This is a genomic window from Shewanella psychrotolerans, from assembly GCF_019457595.1.
Lineage (GTDB): Bacteria > Pseudomonadota > Gammaproteobacteria > Enterobacterales > Shewanellaceae > Shewanella > Shewanella psychrotolerans.
The window spans coordinates 2,683,149-2,699,840 of record NZ_CP080419.1 but is presented as its reverse complement, the minus strand read 5'-3'; the positions used below and the strand labels follow the sequence as shown (position 1 = coordinate 2,699,840).

16 protein-coding genes are annotated in these 16,692 nt (G+C 42.0%); 10 read left to right on the top strand and 6 right to left on the bottom strand.

Annotation, left to right across the window (positions count from 1 at the left end):
• Nucleotides 1-7: 7 nt before the first annotated feature.
• From fabG to K0I62_RS11795, 5 genes are all read left to right on the top strand, one after another.
• Entirely contained in the window at nt 8-754 is a 747-nt protein-coding gene (gene fabG, locus K0I62_RS11815; RefSeq protein ID WP_220068336.1) for a 3-oxoacyl-ACP reductase FabG, read from the top strand.
• Between the two features lie 161 nt (nt 755-915).
• The gene (gene acpP / locus K0I62_RS11810; protein ID WP_011865403.1) at nt 916-1,149 is read left to right on the top strand and encodes an acyl carrier protein; all 234 of its coding nucleotides are present in this window, start codon (nt 916-918) and stop codon (nt 1,147-1,149) included.
• A 184-nt stretch (nt 1,150-1,333) separates the two neighbouring features.
• Nucleotides 1,334-2,575, top strand: coding sequence for a beta-ketoacyl-ACP synthase II (gene fabF / locus K0I62_RS11805; protein WP_220068335.1), 1,242 nt, complete (start codon nt 1,334-1,336; stop codon nt 2,573-2,575).
• A gap of 289 nt (nt 2,576-2,864) precedes the next feature.
• Nucleotides 2,865-3,344: an acyl-CoA thioesterase gene (locus K0I62_RS11800; protein WP_220068334.1), complete on the top strand. Its 480-nt coding sequence runs from the start codon at nt 2,865-2,867 to the stop codon at nt 3,342-3,344.
• Nucleotides 3,345-3,707: 363 nt separating this feature from the next.
• Nucleotides 3,708-4,583 carry an NAD(P)-dependent oxidoreductase gene (locus K0I62_RS11795; protein WP_220068333.1) on the top strand — a complete coding sequence of 292 codons (876 nt, stop codon included), beginning with the start codon at nt 3,708-3,710 and terminating at the stop codon, nt 4,581-4,583.
• 97 nt (nt 4,584-4,680) lie between these two features.
• On the opposite strand, the gene cdd is transcribed toward K0I62_RS11795, so the two are convergent.
• Both cdd and sbcB read right to left on the bottom strand, forming a co-directional pair.
• Nucleotides 4,681-5,571: a cytidine deaminase gene (gene cdd, locus K0I62_RS11790; RefSeq protein ID WP_220068332.1), complete on the bottom strand. Its 891-nt coding sequence runs from the start codon at nt 5,569-5,571 to the stop codon at nt 4,681-4,683.
• 97 nt (nt 5,572-5,668) lie between these two features.
• Nucleotides 5,669-7,081, bottom strand: coding sequence for an exodeoxyribonuclease I (sbcB, locus tag K0I62_RS11785; protein WP_220068331.1), 1,413 nt, complete (start codon nt 7,079-7,081; stop codon nt 5,669-5,671).
• Between the two features lie 166 nt (nt 7,082-7,247).
• On the opposite strand from sbcB, the gene K0I62_RS11780 reads away from it, so the two are divergent.
• From K0I62_RS11780 to K0I62_RS11770, 3 genes are all read left to right on the top strand, one after another.
• Nucleotides 7,248-8,072, top strand: a complete 825-nt coding sequence (locus K0I62_RS11780) for a hypothetical protein (protein ID WP_220068330.1) — start codon at nt 7,248-7,250, stop codon at nt 8,070-8,072.
• Between the two features lie 42 nt (nt 8,073-8,114).
• Nucleotides 8,115-8,927 carry a 23S rRNA (guanine(745)-N(1))-methyltransferase gene (gene rlmA, locus K0I62_RS11775; RefSeq protein WP_220068329.1) on the top strand — a complete coding sequence of 271 codons (813 nt, stop codon included), beginning with the start codon at nt 8,115-8,117 and terminating at the stop codon, nt 8,925-8,927.
• Nucleotides 8,928-9,229: 302 nt separating this feature from the next.
• Complete coding sequence (locus K0I62_RS11770) at nt 9,230-9,436, top strand: cold-shock protein (protein ID WP_028764848.1); 207 nt, start codon at nt 9,230-9,232, stop codon at nt 9,434-9,436.
• A 439-nt stretch (nt 9,437-9,875) separates the two neighbouring features.
• Here the strand turns inward: K0I62_RS11770 and K0I62_RS11765 are convergent, their stop codons facing one another.
• From K0I62_RS11765 to K0I62_RS11750, 4 genes are all read right to left on the bottom strand, one after another.
• Entirely contained in the window at nt 9,876-10,778 is a 903-nt protein-coding gene (locus K0I62_RS11765; protein ID WP_220068328.1) for an ABC transporter ATP-binding protein, read from the bottom strand.
• Nucleotides 10,775-11,611, bottom strand: a complete 837-nt coding sequence (locus tag K0I62_RS11760; RefSeq protein ID WP_220068327.1) for an ABC transporter permease subunit — start codon at nt 11,609-11,611, stop codon at nt 10,775-10,777. Before K0I62_RS11760 ends, K0I62_RS11765 begins: the two co-directional genes overlap by 4 nt.
• Before the next feature lie 84 nt (nt 11,612-11,695).
• Complete coding sequence (locus K0I62_RS11755) at nt 11,696-12,346, bottom strand: YceH family protein (protein ID WP_220068326.1); 651 nt, start codon at nt 12,344-12,346, stop codon at nt 11,696-11,698.
• Between the two features lie 136 nt (nt 12,347-12,482).
• Nucleotides 12,483-13,319, bottom strand: a complete 837-nt coding sequence (locus tag K0I62_RS11750; RefSeq protein WP_220068325.1) for a CvfB family protein — start codon at nt 13,317-13,319, stop codon at nt 12,483-12,485.
• Between the two features lie 433 nt (nt 13,320-13,752).
• Between K0I62_RS11750 and speA the strand changes: the two genes are divergently transcribed.
• Together speA and K0I62_RS11740 are read left to right on the top strand one after the other, a co-directional pair.
• Nucleotides 13,753-15,666 (top strand): biosynthetic arginine decarboxylase, encoded by a 1,914-nt coding sequence (gene speA / locus K0I62_RS11745; RefSeq protein WP_220068324.1) that lies wholly within the window; start codon nt 13,753-13,755, stop codon nt 15,664-15,666.
• 96 nt (nt 15,667-15,762) lie between these two features.
• A complete protein-coding gene (locus tag K0I62_RS11740) occupies nt 15,763-16,683 on the top strand; it encodes an adenosylmethionine decarboxylase (RefSeq protein ID WP_220068323.1) in 921 nt (306 codons plus the stop codon).
• Nucleotides 16,684-16,692: the final 9 nt, after the last annotated feature.

Here is a 16,692-nt window from a genome sequence, read left to right as displayed (position 1 = left end):
GTTATTAATGAGTTTTACTATTGATTTAACCGGCAAAGTTGCTCTAGTGACCGGAGCAAGTCGTGGTATTGGCCGCGCTGTTGCTCAGACATTGGTGCAGGCAGGTGCTACTGTTATCGGTACCGCTACAAGTGAACGTGGCGCTGCAGCTATTCAAGAATATTTAGGTGATAAAGGTCACGGTCTGGTACTTAATGTTACAGATAGTGATTCAATTGCTCAATTGTTTGCCTCGATCAAAGAAAAAGCTGGTGATGTTGATATTCTAGTCAATAATGCAGGTATAACGCGTGACAATTTGTTAATGCGAATGAAGGAAGATGAGTGGCTAGATATCATTGATACTAACCTTAATTCACTTTATCGCACCTCTAAACAGGTTATGCGCTCTATGATGAAAAAGCGTAATGGTCGCATAATCAATATTGGTTCAGTTGTAGGTACCATGGGCAATGCAGGTCAAACGAACTACTGTGCAGCCAAAGCGGGTTTGATTGGATTTACAAAATCTCTTGCAAGAGAGGTTGCATCTCGTCAAATAACAGTGAATGCTATTGCTCCTGGATTTATCCAGACTGATATGACAGATGAGCTGACTGAAGAGCAGCAACAAGGTATCATGTCCCAAGTTCCGATGGAGCGACTAGGGCAGCCGCAAGAAATTGCCAATGCTGTTCTATTTTTATCCTCGGATTCAGCTGCTTACATCACAGGGGAAACTCTCCATGTAAACGGCGGCATGTACATGGTTTAAGCGTTAGTTAAAATAACTAACTGATTTTTTATTGAATTTTGGTGTAAGTTTACGTAGATTTTGTGGTTAGACCACAAAAGTTAAGCTTGCATTGTGTGCCAAATTGAATAAACTACTCGCAATCTTACGCAAGTGCGTAATTTGAATAGGAAAGAAAACTAATGAGCAACATCGAAGAACGTGTAAAGAAAATCATTATCGAGCAACTGGGCGTTAAAGAAGAAGACGTTAAACCAGCAGCATCTTTCGTTGACGACCTAGGTGCAGATTCTCTGGACACCGTTGAGTTGGTAATGGCTCTAGAAGAAGAGTTCGACACTGAGATCCCTGATGAAGAAGCTGAAAAGATCACTACTGTTCAAGCAGCGATCGATTACGTTTCTAAGAATCAGTAATACTGAATTCTAAAAAACAGGCAGCATTTATGCTGCCTGTTTTTGTTTGAGCTTATTGATAATAATTGGCACTCAAGGAGTGCATAGGTAACTTTGCCCTTTCGTGTTTTAAATTATTCAATTAATCATATAAATTACCTCTTTAAAGAGATAATAATCATTACTTTAGTCAGAAGGTGAAAACGTGTCTAAACGTCGTGTAGTCGTAACAGGTCTGGGTCTCGTCACTCCTGTAGGCAATACCGTAGATACGTCCTGGAAGGCATTAATCTCAGGACAAAGCGGTATTGAGCCGATCACAAAATTTGATGCAACTGAATTTTCTACTCGCTTCAGTGGCTCAGTTAAAGATTTTGATGTAGAGCAATATTTGCCGAAGAAAGAAGCGCGTAAGATGGATCTTTTTATCCAGTACGGTATGGCGGCAGGTATTCAAGCGATTGAAGATGCAGGCCTGAACATGGAACAGGAAGATCCTTCCCGTGTCGGCACTGCTATCGGTGCAGGAATGGGCGGTATGCCTCTGATTGAGGCTGCGCATTCTGCATTGTTAAAAGGTGGTCCTCGTAAAATTTCACCATTTTTTGTGCCAAGTACCATTATCAATATGGTAGCGGGTCATCTCTCGATTAAGTACGGCATGACCGGTCCTAATTTTGCGGTAACGACAGCTTGTACTACAGGTGTTCACAACATCGGTTTTGCCGCACGTACAATCGCCTACGGTGATGCAGATGTGATGATTGCCGGTGGAGCAGAAGATGTGACTTGTCCATTAGCTGTGGGTGGCTTTGGCTCAGCGAAAGCACTTTCTACTCGTAACGATGACCCTACCGCGGCAAGCCGTCCGTGGGACAAAGATCGTGACGGATTTGTTATTGGTGATGGCGCTGGCGTGATGGTGATGGAAGAATATGAGCATGCAAAGGCTCGTGGCGCGACCATTTACGGTGAACTCGTTGGTTTTGGTATGAGTGGGGACGCATTTCATATGACTTCTCCTCCTGCTGATGGCGCTGGTGCTGCGGCGGCGATGGAAAATGCGATTAAAGATGCAGGCATTGAGAAGACGCAAGTTGGTTATATCAATGCTCACGGTACTTCTACACCAGCAGGTGATAAAGCTGAAGTCGCAGCAGTTAAATCTGTGTTTGAGCAGCATGCTTACAACCTACTGGTTAGCTCTACAAAATCGATGACAGGACACCTTTTAGGTGCAGCTGGTTCGGTTGAAGCGATTATTACTCTGCTAGCGCTTCGCGATCAAATCGTGCCCCCGACACTGAATCTCGATAATCCAGATGAAGGGTGTGATTTAGACTTTGTTCCTCATGTCGCACGTAAGCATACTTTTGATTATGCGTTATGTAACTCGTTTGGCTTTGGCGGAACAAATGGTTCCTTGCTATTTAAACGTGGTGAATAAGTTACTAGACATAAAAAAAGCACCTTTAGGTGCTTTTTTTATGTCTAGTATTACCTATTGTCATCATATTATGTTTATCAGTGATGGCTTTCGGCTGAGTTTGACGTCTTGCTTAATTTGAGAGAATTCTGATTTTCATCAAGAGTACGAGTTGTACAGTTAACTTCTTGAACCTGATCATATTTTTCATCAAGATATAGGTAGCAATATAATTTACTGTGTAATTAGATATTCGCGTTAGTTTATTTACAGTACACTCTAGTTAAGTGATTCTAATGAGTAGATGCAAATGGCAGGAAAAGAAAGAGGTATTACTTTACGTTTTTTAGCGGAGCCTGCAGATGTCAACTTTGGTGGCAAGGTGCATGGCGGTGCAGTAATGAAGTGGATCGATTTGGCCGCTTATGCCTGTGCAGCAGGATGGAGCGGTAAGTATTGTATTACCGTTTATGCTGGTGGTATCCGATTTGTTAAGCCAATACACGTAGGTAATATTGTAGAGGTTAGTGCCAAAGTGGTTTATACCGGGCGAACCTCGATGCATTTAGGAATAGATGTAAAGGCTGGTGATCCTAAGAATCTTGAGCGTCATTTAACTACTCATTGTGTGGTGATTATGGTGGCTGTCGATGATGAGGGACAGCCGACTGAAGTGCCAGAATGGATTCCCACTACAGAAGCGGATAAAGAGATTCGAGACTCGGCTGTTCGTTTAATGGAGATGCGTAAAAAAATTGGTGCAGAAATGGAAGCGCATCTTAAGCCATAAATTTATCTATATGGAAATACGGGAAAAATGAAAGGTGCGATTAGCACCTTTTTTACTGTCTGATTATCACTTTTTATCATCCAGTTATTATCGATTTTGCTTCTTTATTAACACTGGTGCAGTGTTCCCAGTATCTAAAAATCATAATAAGTTTGGTATTGAGATTCAATTTACCTCAAAGCTTAAGTTCACTAAGAATCATTGCGAGATACTGACTGATGATGCATATTGGAATCAATTTTTCAGTGTTCGACAAGCGTATTCATTTCGCGTTAGCGTTATAATGCGCAAGTACCCCCGCAAAATATGGCCGTTTAATCAACGGTTAGAATGATATTCATTAATAAATAGATAGGACTACAAATGGCAAAGGTCGCATTTTTAGGATTAGGCGTCATGGGGTATCCCATGGCTGGACACTTGGTTAAACAGGGCCATGAAGTTACCGTATATAACCGCACAACCGTAAAAGCCGCTGCGTGGGCAGAAGAATTTAATGGTCAGTTTAAAGAGACTCCCTTAGATGCTGCAAAAGGGCAGGAGTATGTTTTTGTCTGCGTCGGTAACGATGATGACTTACGCTCAGTTTTAATTGGTGAGCAGGGTGCACTTAATGGGATGGAAGCGGGTTCGATATTAGTTGATCACACCACTGCGTCGGCTGATGTGGCTAGAGAGATCGCTGCTATTGCTGCGACAAAAGGCGTTGGTTTTATTGATGCTCCGGTTTCTGGTGGTCAAGCTGGCGCAGAGAATGGCATGTTGACCATTATGGTGGGTGGTGAGCAAGCCGTTTTTGATTCAGCTAAACTTATTATGCAAGCCTATGCTCGATGTTCTGAGTTGTTAGGTGAGGTGGGTAGTGGGCAACTCACTAAAATGGTTAATCAAATCTGTATCGCTGGAGTAGTGCAAGGACTGGCTGAAGGCCTACATTTTGCTCGTAGCGCTGGCCTTGATGGTGAAAAGGTTATCGAGGTTATTAGCAAAGGTGCTGCGCAATCTTGGCAGATGGAAAATCGTTATCAGACGATGTGGCAAGGTGAATATAACTTTGGTTTTGCTGTTGATTGGATGCGTAAAGATTTAGGCATCGCACTGGATGAAGCGAGACGAAATGGTTCACAATTACCATTAACTGCGCTGGTTGATCAGTTTTATAGTGATGTGCAAGCTAGCGGCGGTCAGCGTTGGGATACGTCTAGTTTACTCTCTCGTTTAGAAAGACATCGTAACTAGTCAGCATGATATTGAAAATGAAAAAGGACTGCAGCGCAGCCCTTTTTTATTTAATAGTGGCTTCTTTTTAATAAAAGCGAGCCGTTATCTAATATAACTAAACAGGATCGATCACAATATGCTCTAGTTCAACAGCCGCAGCAGCGTGTAACGCATCCATGGTTGCTCCAACGAGGGAAATTTTTCCTTGGCTGGATTCGACTAACACTGCGCGGTTGATTTCACTAAAGTCACGATTATGACGAACCATCGCAGATAGTGCCATTTGCATTGGTAACATCGATGGGTTAAACGCGGCACTTTCGGCATAACGACCGCAGAATGTTTGCCCATCTTTAGTTTCTAATACTACAGCAGCATAGCTCTCAGTGTAGGGAGCGTAGCTTAAACTTGCATGATCAAGCGCTTCAATGATCATAGGGTCTGAGCTGTCTAATGAAAACTCATGTACCTGCTTAGAAAGTAATGGCTTGGTAATATTGAGATCGCTTGGTCCAAATGCATAGGGCAAATAGTGCGATAAAGGCTTCGCTCCCTGGCTTGGGAGGTGGATCTTTATTGTCTGACCAGAAACAAGCTCATTCATAAACTGACGACAATGGCCGCAAGGAGATTCATTAACAATGATATCTTCGATTGCAGTTTCACCACTTAACCAAGCGTGACTAATAGCGCTTTGCTCGGCATGAACACTATGAAATAGAGCTTCACCACTTAACTCCATATTACCACCCATATAGATATCGCCACTTTTACCTTTGGCGATTGCACCTACATAAAACTCACTGATTGGTGGTTTAGCCAGCGCCGCCGCAATCGGCAATAATTTTAACAGTAGTTCATCGACAGGTAACTGCGTTGCTGCCGCCAAATCGGCAATCTGTTGCGCGTCGATATGACCTGCAAAATCTTCGTTCAGAATTGGCACCAACTTGTCTGCCAATTCTGATGGCAGTTGAGCTATGCAGTGAATAAATCTATCTTGCATCAGCTTTATCCTTAATTGTTAAGCTATTGGAAAATCATTCTAGTAACTAAGTTACCACGATAGTGGGATTCAGATCCCATTTCATCTGATGTTTCGACTACAAATGGCTAAGATAATGACATAGAGCCTGTAATAATTTCTGTTTTTCTTCATCGCCATCGGTTTCATTAAGCAAGGTTTCTAATCTAAGCAGGTAATCGGGATCATTGAGTCTTTGCTGGCAAAACTCTCGCCAGCGATATTGCTCTGAATCATCAAAGGTTTCGGGATAATTACGGCCACGATATCTAAACAACATCTCTTTAAGTCTAGGATCATCAAAATGCAGATCGAGCGCTGCAAGATTGTGTGGCTGAGTATGGCGGATTATCTCCATCTTATTTTTGTCTGCGCTGCTAAAGAAGCCGCCACTATAAAGTTGTAAATCAGGATCTGATATTTCATTGCTATGATCGGTGTCGAACACTGCAACGAGTTTTTCTCTAATCTCAGGATGTTGTCTTAATCGTTTATATTGCTCACGTGCAAAATCTTTATCTATTGATAATCGCTGTGCATTTTCATCGGTAAGACTTTTTGCAGGGGCTAAAAAGGGGCACTTATTGATATGAATTTGTTTTAGGCCAATAGGTAGCTCATCGGGGGCTAAATCAGCGCGGGGCGTATACATACGCTGCTTTATCTGCTCAACGTCAAGTTCAATTAGCGGGGTAATGTCCATAGCCAAATTGACACATATAATGGCATTTTTATTAGTACTATGATGTGCAACGGGAGCGATCAGCGTGGTGCATCCATTTAATGCACTGATTTTTGAACTGACATGCAGCATAGGTTGCATATTCAGTACGTCAATAAGCTTGCTGACTTCGTTCTTCTTGCGCAGATTAAAGTAATAATCGAATAGCTTAGGTTGCTGCTGTTTAATCAGTTTCGCTATATCAATGGTGGCATAAACATCGGACATCGCATCGTGTGCTTTTTCATGGCTGAGATTATTAGCTTGGGTCAGGTGCTCAAGTTTAAAGCTTGGCGTACCATCCTCTTTAGTCGGCCAGTTGATGCCTTCAGGTCTTAATGCATAACACGCTCTGACGAGATCGATAATGTCCCAACGTGAGTTTCCCTGTTGCCACTCTCTTGCATAAGGATCGAAGAAATTGCGGTAAAAACCGTAACGGGTAATTTCATCATCGAACCTTAGGGAGTTGTAGCCAGCAACACAGGTATTGGGCACTGAAAATAACTCATGCACCTTTCCCATAAACTCTGATTCAGGAACGCCTTTCATATTTGCGAGTTGCGGTGTGATACCTGTGATTAGAATCGCTTCTGGCGACGGCAAATAGTCATTTGCAACTTTACAATAAAAAGTCACCGGTTCTGAAATGATATTGAGGTCTAAATCGGTACGGACACCAGCAAATTGTGAAGGCCTATCTTTTGCCGGATTTGCGCCAAAAGTTTCGTAGTCGTGCCAAAAGATACTCGCTGAATTACTTGATGACATAGGGGAAATTACACAATGAATATTGTGTTCTATCATAGCATCGACAAACTCTAGAGTGCCATTATCATGCTAAATTAATCGCTATTTAACTGAATATTGTCGTTTTTAAAGTTGGCAGGACAAATCCATACTAGGTACAATGAGGCTTAATGTATAGGAAACCTTCATGTTTGAGTCGTTACTTACCCAGCCACAACTGATTGAATTACCTCAAGACGGATATTTGGTTTTGACCCTGAGTGATTCAGCAAGTGACCATAGCTTGTTACAGACAACAGGAGGGCATATTGCTGAGTGGGTGGTAGTCGAAAGTACCTATGATCGGGTTAGTTTGCTCGCTCGTATTCATCCTTTTCTTAAACTCGACATTCAATCTACTTTTATTGGTGAGGTAAATAATAGTAGTACTGCTGAGCAAATTAACCGAACCTCAGGGCAAGGTGTTCGCTTATTCAATGCTATTGGTTATTCACCAGCTATCTGTGTGAGCTTGTTGCGCCAAGGGCTGGTGATTAAGATCAGTTACGAGCAAGCAAGTGTTAATTTTTTGCCGTTATTCGATAAGAAATGGCAACTAATAGAATTAGAGCGCGATTTAAGATTGTTTGGCGCACCGAAAGAACTTCGTCGTGCAAATGCTATTTTGGCGCGGGAGCCTGATCTGCTATTGAATGCAGAGAAGCTGCTGCTTGAAATTAGTGAAATTGAAATTGTTAGAAATGAGTTACGAGCATTTGTTAATGAGCGACAAATTCATGATTATCGTACGCTGCTGAACGAAGTCACTAACCTTGACACCCAATTACTTCGCCGGAAACAGTTGATTTCACGCCAATATCACCAATCCTTAGAGCGAGTTAATTGGCAATATGCTGCCAATTATGAGGATGATATAGAGGTGTTACAGCGTAAAATAGAGTCCTATCGGTTACTTTCGCCGCCCGAACTAAATGCGATGGTTGAGCAGATGTTTGTTGATGAGAACGAGTAACACTCTTCTTAATATTGTCTAAAAGTTTTTTCGGAAAATACCATGAATTATCGTTGCCCAATTTGTTCGCAACCCTTATGCCTTAATCAAACAACTTGGTCTTGTAGTAAGAACCATCGATTCGACCGTGCGAAAGAGGGTTACGTCAACCTTTTGCCTGTCCAGAAAAAACGTTCAAAAGACCCTGGTGATAATAAAGAGATGATGTTTGCCCGTAGAGAGTTTCTAAATAAGGGCTACTATCAGGCGATGAGCGATAGAGTAAATTTGTTAGCAATTGAGTTTGCACCCAATGCTAAACAAGGGCTGGATATCGGCTGTGGTGAAGGTTACTACTCTCATCGATTGCAACAAGATATGATGTCGCGAGGTGATTTTGCGCTTAATGGAGTCGATATCTCTAAATCGGCACTGAAATATGCGGCAAAACGTTATCGAGAGATCGATTTTTGTGTGGCGAGTAGTTTTGAAATGCCCTTCGATGACAATAGTTTTGATTTTATGTTGAGAATATACGCACCGTCTCTCGACTGTGAGCTAAGGCGCGTGGCGAAAGACGATGCAATTTTGATCACCGTTTCTGCGGGACCACAGCACCACTTTGCGTTAAAGGAGTTGATTTATGAGCACCCGAGACCACATCCAGATATCGTGAGTGAGATAGAGGGGTTTAAACTGCTTCATACTGAACGTGTACAGCAGGTTTTACAGTTATCTGATGCTGTCGATATTCAGCATTTTTTGGCGATGACACCTTACAATTGGAAATTTAATGCTGAACAAAAGCAAGCATTAACAATGAAAGATTTCAGGTGCGAGTTAGATTTTAAGATTGAAGTTTTTCAGGCCTGCTAACCTGTTAGCCATTGTTTAAATTATCTATTTTTTCTCCTTGATCGGTGGTTAGTGTTTTTATACAAATTTTATATTGATTGTTTTGTAACAACTGACAGAAATTTAAGTAAAAATAGGAATTTTGACCTTCAATGGTTGTTGACATACTGTCAGAATGATTTATAGTGATTGGAGCTTGAAGGTTGGGCTTAACTTTATGTGTTCAATACGACCAGTTCGTCCTGTTAACATAAGTAATACCGGCATTTTCCAGCTCTACTGCCGTTTAAGGCTTTATTTTATTTAGTTACAGGATTTATATCATGTCTCAAGTTACTGGCGTTGTTAAGTGGTTCAACTCTGACAAAGGTTTTGGTTTTATCGAGCAAGAGTCTGGCCCAGACGTTTTCGTACACTTCCGTGCGATCAACTCTGACGGTTTCAAAACTCTTGACGAAGGTCAGAAAGTGCAGTTCACTGTGACTCAAGGTCAAAAAGGTCCACAAGCTGAGAACGTAACTGTTCTTTAAGCTGACCTTTAGTAGCATTAGCTACTAAAAATAATAGTAAGGGCTACGATTTATCGTGGCTCTTTTTTTGTATCTGAAATCCTAATATTTGCTAAATAGCGACGTTATAACTTATCAGTCTGTTCTACAATAATCTCTCATTCAGCTTGTTTTCCCATCCCAGTTATAAATATTTTTACGCTAAACTTCGCGGATGCTGAAATGGATCTATGGGGTGTGTGGCCTAATAAAGGAGCAACCATCATCACTCATTCGCTTTGAATTAATCGCAAAACAGCTGTGTAGAGCATTTTTAAGCTAGCGTCAAGACGTTTAAATCTAGAGTGGTGACAACATGAATATTGTAAATCTCCCCCACTAATATAGGACCAATAAAGGTCCTATATTAGTGGGTTACTTTCCATTGCGTGATGGCATTGTATTATCAGCACTTGGGTTGTTATTTCGAAAAAAGTTTCTCTTCTAAGGTGCGTCCACGCTGTAGCGTTCTATAAGTCCAATTATGGGTTGAGAACAGTTCAAGCAGTGCCATTTCAAATTCAAAACTTTTAGTTAAATTATAATGGATAACAAACTCATTATATTGAGCAGCTTTTACGTTTTTGACTTGCGGCCATTGTGATAGTGTTTCAATAAGCTGGTCGCTGTCGCACTGCTGCATCACTAAGGTTAGGTAATCGTCCGCCTGATTGTCCTGTATCGATACCGATTGATTAAGCATGCCTTTGTCTAGGTAAAGCACCTTGTCACATAGTTTTTCGAGCTCATCAAGGTTGTGTGAACTAATGACAAAGGTGGTTTCATTTGAGTGAGAATGGACGAGCTCTCTGATCGCTTTAGCATTAGCGGGATCTAACCCTGCTGTGGGCTCATCTAACAATATCAGTTGTGGTGAGCCTATTAAGGCTTGTGCTATTGAGATCCTTTTACTCATTCCATGACTCAGTGATAGAGGCTTTTGGTTTGCCGTTTCACTAAGACCAACTAGGTCGAGTACACGTTGACATTCAGCCTTGGCGCCTTGGGTGTCAAATCCTTGTAATTGTGCAAATAGGATCAACTGGGCCTGTACGGTTAAATTGGGATCGAGACGGGCATCTTGTGGCAGTGCGGAGACTTTTCCTAATAGAGGAGTGCTTCCAGGTCGGTGACCCAAGATCCTTATCTCACCCTCTGTTGGCGCGATATAACCACATAATAACGAGAATAACGTCGTTTTACCGGCACCGTTAGGGCCAACGAGCGCTACGGCTTGGCCTAGAACAATATCAAAGCTCACTTGGTTTAGGGCTTGTTTACTGCCATATGATTTGCTGACATTTTGACAACTGATGATATTCATATTGCAATCCTCGCCATGTAGGTTCTTCCTAATAACAGCAATACAGCTGCTTGAATCAATGGAATGGCGGCAATGGGTAGGCTGCTAAAACCATGGGTATTGATCATCATCGATAGCTGAGCACCGGGCACTATCCACTGCAAAATAGAGCTTAATCCTGGAAGGGAATAGTTAATAATGCCATTAACGATGGATATGCCGGCAAGCAATAAAATGGCGTATATGGTTGCCTGACGTGCTGAATTTGCATATAGCGACAATATTGCCATTAACGCAGTGTAGGGCAGGAGGACAATCATGATGTTAACGAAAATAAACAGTGATGATCCAACGGCTGAAGGCAGTAAGTTGGGATCTCTATAGGCGATTAATAACAGTGTGGCGAATAGGGTAAAGGCTAATAATATTGCTTGAATAAACAGATAGCCGGCAACGCGGCCAAAAAACAGCGTATCTCGGTTGGCTCTCAGCGTGAGAAAACGAAAAGTACCACGAGTTTTGTCTGAGGCAAACTGATCGGCACTCACAAAAATACTAAATAATGGAAACAGATAAAGCGCAGCTACCCATAATATGGCCATCTCCGCGACTTTCCACGAGAACAACTCACTGACGGAAGATTCACCAAATAACGCACTGAGTAATTGCTTAAAGTCTGGCGAAAACAGATAGACCGAGGCGTGCTTTACTGGATACCAAAGGATTAAAAACCAAACTAAAGCGAAGGCCGCAAGTGCAACTAATCCTCTAGTGCTGAATAAGATTTTTTTGAGTTCAAACCTGGCTAATAATATAGCACCTGAAATTGAACTTCGAGGGGTAACTGTTTTCAAGGATAAATCCCTTTTTTGAAATTAATAGGGCTAGCTTAACACTTGTTATTTGGATAAGTTGCAGCAGTGCATGTCAGATCGTCTTTAAATGTTACTCGTTAGTGTAGAGAGTAACTGTTTTAGTTCTGCAACCTCTTGTTCGAGACGATTTACCCGTTCGGCAAGCGAATCTTGGTGCTGTTCATGCTCAGTAGCGCTAGCGGGCGATGGTATCTCCGTTTGTATTTGCTCTGAAGTTTCACTCAATAGCTCAACAAAACGACACTCTCTTTTTCCGGGGTCTCTAGGCAGTTGGCGTACTAAAGGTTCTGTCATCTCTGATAATGCCGTGAGGGCATGTTCAACTTCGGTGACATCGCTAAAGGTGTGAAGACGATTACTACGTGTTCGTAACTCTCCCGGTGTTTGCGGGCCTCGAAGTAGAAGTAGGCAGATAATGGCCACTTGGGCCGAGCTTAACTGCAGAGCGCTGAACTCTGTGTTGCAAAACCGATGTTTGTATTTAACGACACGTGAACCGAAACCGCTTTGTTCTGAGATAAGCCTTTTTTTGTTAAGTGAGTCGATCGTCGCTTGTACATCCGATTCGGTGTAACTAACCACCGGCTCTCTGCTGGATTTTTGATTGCAGGCTAAGGTTAAACCGTTAAGCGAAAGGGGATATTGTTCTGGTGTGGTTCTCTCTTTTTCTAACAGACAACCGATAACACGGGCTTCGTGAGAGGTGAGTTTCATTTCAGTAAAAGTATCCGTATAAAAAAAGCATAGCTTGTTATAACAGAGCTATGCTTTTATGCAAAGGCAATCCACAGAGTCAGCGGGTTACTGACTAATAACTGCCCAGTTGCTGTTCAACTAATGGCTTTGGCTATTATGCTTCAACTAACCGAATACCATCTTGTTCAATAGTGATTTTTTGCAGCTTATAAAGGCCACCAATACTCTTCTTAAAGGCTTTCTTACTCATCGCTAGTTCTGCATAGATTACTTCAGCATCGGTTTTGTCGGTAAGAGGCAAAAATCCGCCAGCTTGTTTGAGCTTGATAACAATGGTATTCGCATGTTTATCAAGTTCCTCTTTAGCACCGCGCTGAAGTACGAGATCTATCTTATCGTCACTTCTGACGCGTTTAACGAATCCTTTTACTCGTTGGCCAAAACGCAGATCGCGAAACACTTCATTTTTATAGATAACGCCCCAGTGGCTATTATCAACAATGGCTTTATAGCCGAGGTCTGTCGTGCCACCTATGATCAGACTCACTTCTTGGCCATTACGATATGGCGGTGGTGTTTTGTCTAAAAACTTATCGATTTTAGAAGAGGCAACAATCCGCTCGTCGGCGTGATTAACATCGACATAGACTAAATACGAACGACCGACTTCAATTTCTTTGTGCTGTTCACCAAAGGGTAAGAATAGATCTTTATCGAGTCCCCAATCGAGAAACGCACCAAATGGACCGGTTGCAATGCACTTGAGATAGGCAAATTGCCCCACTTGAACTTTTGGGATCTTGGTGGTGGCAATGACCTTATCTTCAGAATCAAGATAGAGAAATACCTCTACATTATCGCCAATTTCAAATTGTTTTGGCGCGACCTTTCTTGGTAATAATACTTGGCCTAATTCATGGGCATTAAGGTACACACCAAAATCGACTTGCTTAACGATCTCGAGGGTACAGGATTTTCCTATCTCAATCATGGGATTCTCTATGGTATTGACTAACAACTTCGACAGCGGATTATAGTGGAATTTTGATTGAGATGCTTTAGCTCCAATGGGTTAAAAGCGTTTTTTTTTAATGGAACAAAATCATAACGATTATTGGTACAAAAAATCGGATATCGATGTAGGAAAATGTGCAATACGGGTCGTAATCCATTAATGTATTATTCATGCTTGCATTTAATTAATTTCAAGGGTTTAATTGCGCGCCTTTTTTTACTAACTCATTTGCTAAATTGAGGCGATGAAATGACGGGGACTCGGAGGACTAACTTCGATAGCTGACACCCAAAAATGGTGTCGATATTGTGGCTTATGTATTAGATAAGGCGTGATATTGGATAACATTCATGTGTTGGTAAGCATTTAGCTTGCTGAATATAAATGTAAATAGACAGGTTGAGAGAATATGAGTAATTGGTCTATTAAAGATGCTTATGCTGGATATAACGTAAATTATTGGAGCTCTGGGCTCTATGGCATAAGTGAGGCCGGTGAGGTGACGGTGTCCCCCGATCCGAGTCATCCTGAGTATAGTATTGGTTTAAATGAACTAGCAAAAGATATGGTTAAGTCGGGCGTGGCTTTACCTGTACTAGTACGATTTCCACAGATTCTGCATCATAGAGTTAACAGTCTCTGTCATGCGTTTAATCAAGCGATTCAAAAGTATGATTATCAATCTGATTATCTACTTGTGTATCCCATTAAGGTTAATCAACAGCAAACTGTTGTTGAGGAGATCTTGGCTAGCCAAGTCTCTAAAGAAGTACCGCAGTTAGGTTTAGAGGCGGGCAGTAAACCGGAGCTTATGGCAGTACTTGCCATGGCGCAAAAAGCCAGCTCAGTGATTATCTGTAACGGCTATAAAGATGTCGAGTATATTCGTCTTGCCTTGATTGGTGAAAAGCTAGGGCATAGCGTCTACATCGTGCTAGAAAAGCTATCTGAGCTAAAAGTGGTGCTTGAAGAAGCCAAAAAGCTTGGCGTAACGCCGCGTTTGGGTCTGCGTGTACGCTTGGCATTCCAGGGTAAAGGCAAGTGGCAGGCGAGCGGCGGTGAAAAGTCTAAATTTGGACTGTCTGCTGCCCAAGTATTGAATGTAATTGACTCACTCAAAGAGCAGCAAATGCTTGACTGCTTACAGTTGCTGCATTTCCACTTGGGTTCTCAAATTGCCAATATTCGCGATATTCGTAGCGGCGTAAGTGAAGCGGGTCGCTTCTACTGTGAATTGCAAAAACTGGGTGCTAACGTTAAATGTTTTGACGTCGGTGGCGGATTGGCTGTCGATTACGATGGCACTCGTAGCCAAAGTAGTAATTCGATGAACTACGGTTTGACTGAGTATGCCAATAACATCGTCAGCGTCCTGCGCGATATGTGTACTGAGCATGAGCAGCCCATGCCAAGACTGATCTCGGAATCGGGTCGCTATTTAACGGCGCATCACGCGGTGCTTATTACCGATGTTATCGGTACCGAAGCCTATAAATCTGAAGATATCGATGCGCCAAGTGAAGAAGCACCACAGCAACTTCAAAACATGTGGCAGTCTTGGACAGAGGTAAGCGCTAGAGCCGATCAGCGTGCATTAATTGAAATTTATCATGATGTACAAAGTGATCTCGCGGAAGTTCATTCACTATTTGCTTTGGGCCAGATGAGCCTGACAGATAGAGCTTGGGCTGAGCAGATGAACCTGCGTGTATGTTATGAATTAAAAGGTGTGATGAGTGGCAAGTATCGATTCCATCGTCCGATCATCGATGAACTCAATGAGAAGCTTGCTGACAAGTTCTTTGTTAATTTCTCCCTGTTCCAGTCATTGCCTGATGCTTGGGGGATCGACCAAGTATTCCCTGTCATGCCTCTGAGTGGTTTAGATAAGAAACCGGAGCGTCGGGCGGTGATGTTAGATATTACCTGTGATTCTGATGGCATTGTCGATCAATATGTCGATGGTCAAGGTATTGAGACGACCTTGCCTGTACCTGCATGGAGTGCCGAAAGCCCTTATTTAATCGGTTTCTTCCTCGTCGGTGCATATCAAGAGATTTTGGGTGATATGCATAACCTCTTTGGTGATACTAATTCCGCTGTTGTACGTTTAGATGACGATGGCTTGGTTAACATTGAATCAGTGCTTGCTGGTGATACTGTTGCCGATGTATTGCGCTACGTAAACCTTGATGCAGTATCATTTATGCGCACGTATGAAGAGTTAGTTAATTTGCATATTCAAGAAGATGAGCGAGCTAATATTCTTGAAGAGCTTCAGGTGGGTTTGAAGGGTTATACTTACTTGGAAGATTTTTCCTAAAGGGTGTCAGTTTTAGGGTAAAGCGATAAAAGCCAGCTTTGAGGAACCTCAAAGCTGGCTTTCAACCGTCTGATGATACAGGAGTGACATTCATCGATGTTTTTTGAAGGTGCAGAGAAACGTATTGAGATTGTTGTTGATGAGTTCACATCCAATCTACGTGAGTTTGGCGATCTGTTTTGGCAGACAGCTTTAGCTAAGGCTGGTGCATCGGTACTTTCAACAATATCTAACGATTACTGCGACGCATACGTATTAAGTGAATCCAGTCTGTTTGTCTGGAAAAATAAGATCTTGCTCATCACTTGCGGTAACACAAGCCTCATTGATACCAGTGTGCAGATCTTGGAATCCGTTGGTGTAAATCATTTAAAATGGTTTAGTTACCAACGAAAAAGTGAGCTTTACGCTCATTTGCAGACGAGTCGTTTCGAAGACGATGTCATAAGATTAAAGCAATATGTAGATGGCCATGCCTATCGAGTTGGTCATTTAGATGGTCACCACCACTACTTATTTTATAGCGAACCATTGTCATCACTGCAGCGATTTAGTGCGTTGCAGATGTATCATATAAAAGGCGCTTTGGCTGACTATCTGTTAAGTGAACAACAGCATAAGAGCCATATTTTGACTCAATTGCAGTTAGACTCATTGTTGCCTAAGTTTAAGTTCGATGATTGGTTATTTAGCCCCTGCGGTTACTCAATTAATGGCATCTATCAAGATGACTATATAACAATGCATATTACGCCTCAGGAGCCCAATTCTTATGTCAGTATTGAAACCAATCTTGCTGACCGCCAACAGGTGTCTAATATATTCTCCAATATGTTAAATATATTTAACCCTCGAAGCTGGGATGTGGTAGGGTTTAACGCGCATTTGCCTGCTAATGGAATGGAATGCTCAGTCCTATTAGCTCAATGCCGTTTAGCGTTGAACACCAAAGATAATCTATATATTAATCAATACAGAGAGCTGGCTTGCGAACAATTAGCTGCTGTTGAACTATGACCCAGATAT

Coding starts and splice junctions, on each gene's coding strand:
- rlmA (WP_220068329.1), top strand. CDS start 8,115: ATGAATTATCGTTGCCCAATTTGTTCGCAACCCTTATGCCTTAATCAA.
- K0I62_RS11765 (WP_220068328.1), bottom strand. CDS start 10,778: ATGAATATCATCAGTTGTCAAAATGTCAGCAAATCATATGGCAGTAAA.
- sbcB (WP_220068331.1), bottom strand. CDS start 7,081: ATGTCATCAAGTAATTCAGCGAGTATCTTTTGGCACGACTACGAAACT.
- fabG (WP_220068336.1), top strand. CDS start 8: ATGAGTTTTACTATTGATTTAACCGGCAAAGTTGCTCTAGTGACCGGA.
- acpP (WP_011865403.1), top strand. CDS start 916: ATGAGCAACATCGAAGAACGTGTAAAGAAAATCATTATCGAGCAACTG.
- K0I62_RS11755 (WP_220068326.1), bottom strand. CDS start 12,346: ATGAAACTCACCTCTCACGAAGCCCGTGTTATCGGTTGTCTGTTAGAA.
- K0I62_RS11780 (WP_220068330.1), top strand. CDS start 7,248: ATGTTTGAGTCGTTACTTACCCAGCCACAACTGATTGAATTACCTCAA.
- K0I62_RS11800 (WP_220068334.1), top strand. CDS start 2,865: ATGGCAGGAAAAGAAAGAGGTATTACTTTACGTTTTTTAGCGGAGCCT.
- K0I62_RS11740 (WP_220068323.1), top strand. CDS start 15,763: ATGTTTTTTGAAGGTGCAGAGAAACGTATTGAGATTGTTGTTGATGAG.
- K0I62_RS11795 (WP_220068333.1), top strand. CDS start 3,708: ATGGCAAAGGTCGCATTTTTAGGATTAGGCGTCATGGGGTATCCCATG.
- K0I62_RS11770 (WP_028764848.1), top strand. CDS start 9,230: ATGTCTCAAGTTACTGGCGTTGTTAAGTGGTTCAACTCTGACAAAGGT.
- K0I62_RS11750 (WP_220068325.1), bottom strand. CDS start 13,319: ATGATTGAGATAGGAAAATCCTGTACCCTCGAGATCGTTAAGCAAGTC.
- cdd (WP_220068332.1), bottom strand. CDS start 5,571: ATGCAAGATAGATTTATTCACTGCATAGCTCAACTGCCATCAGAATTG.
- speA (WP_220068324.1), top strand. CDS start 13,753: ATGAGTAATTGGTCTATTAAAGATGCTTATGCTGGATATAACGTAAAT.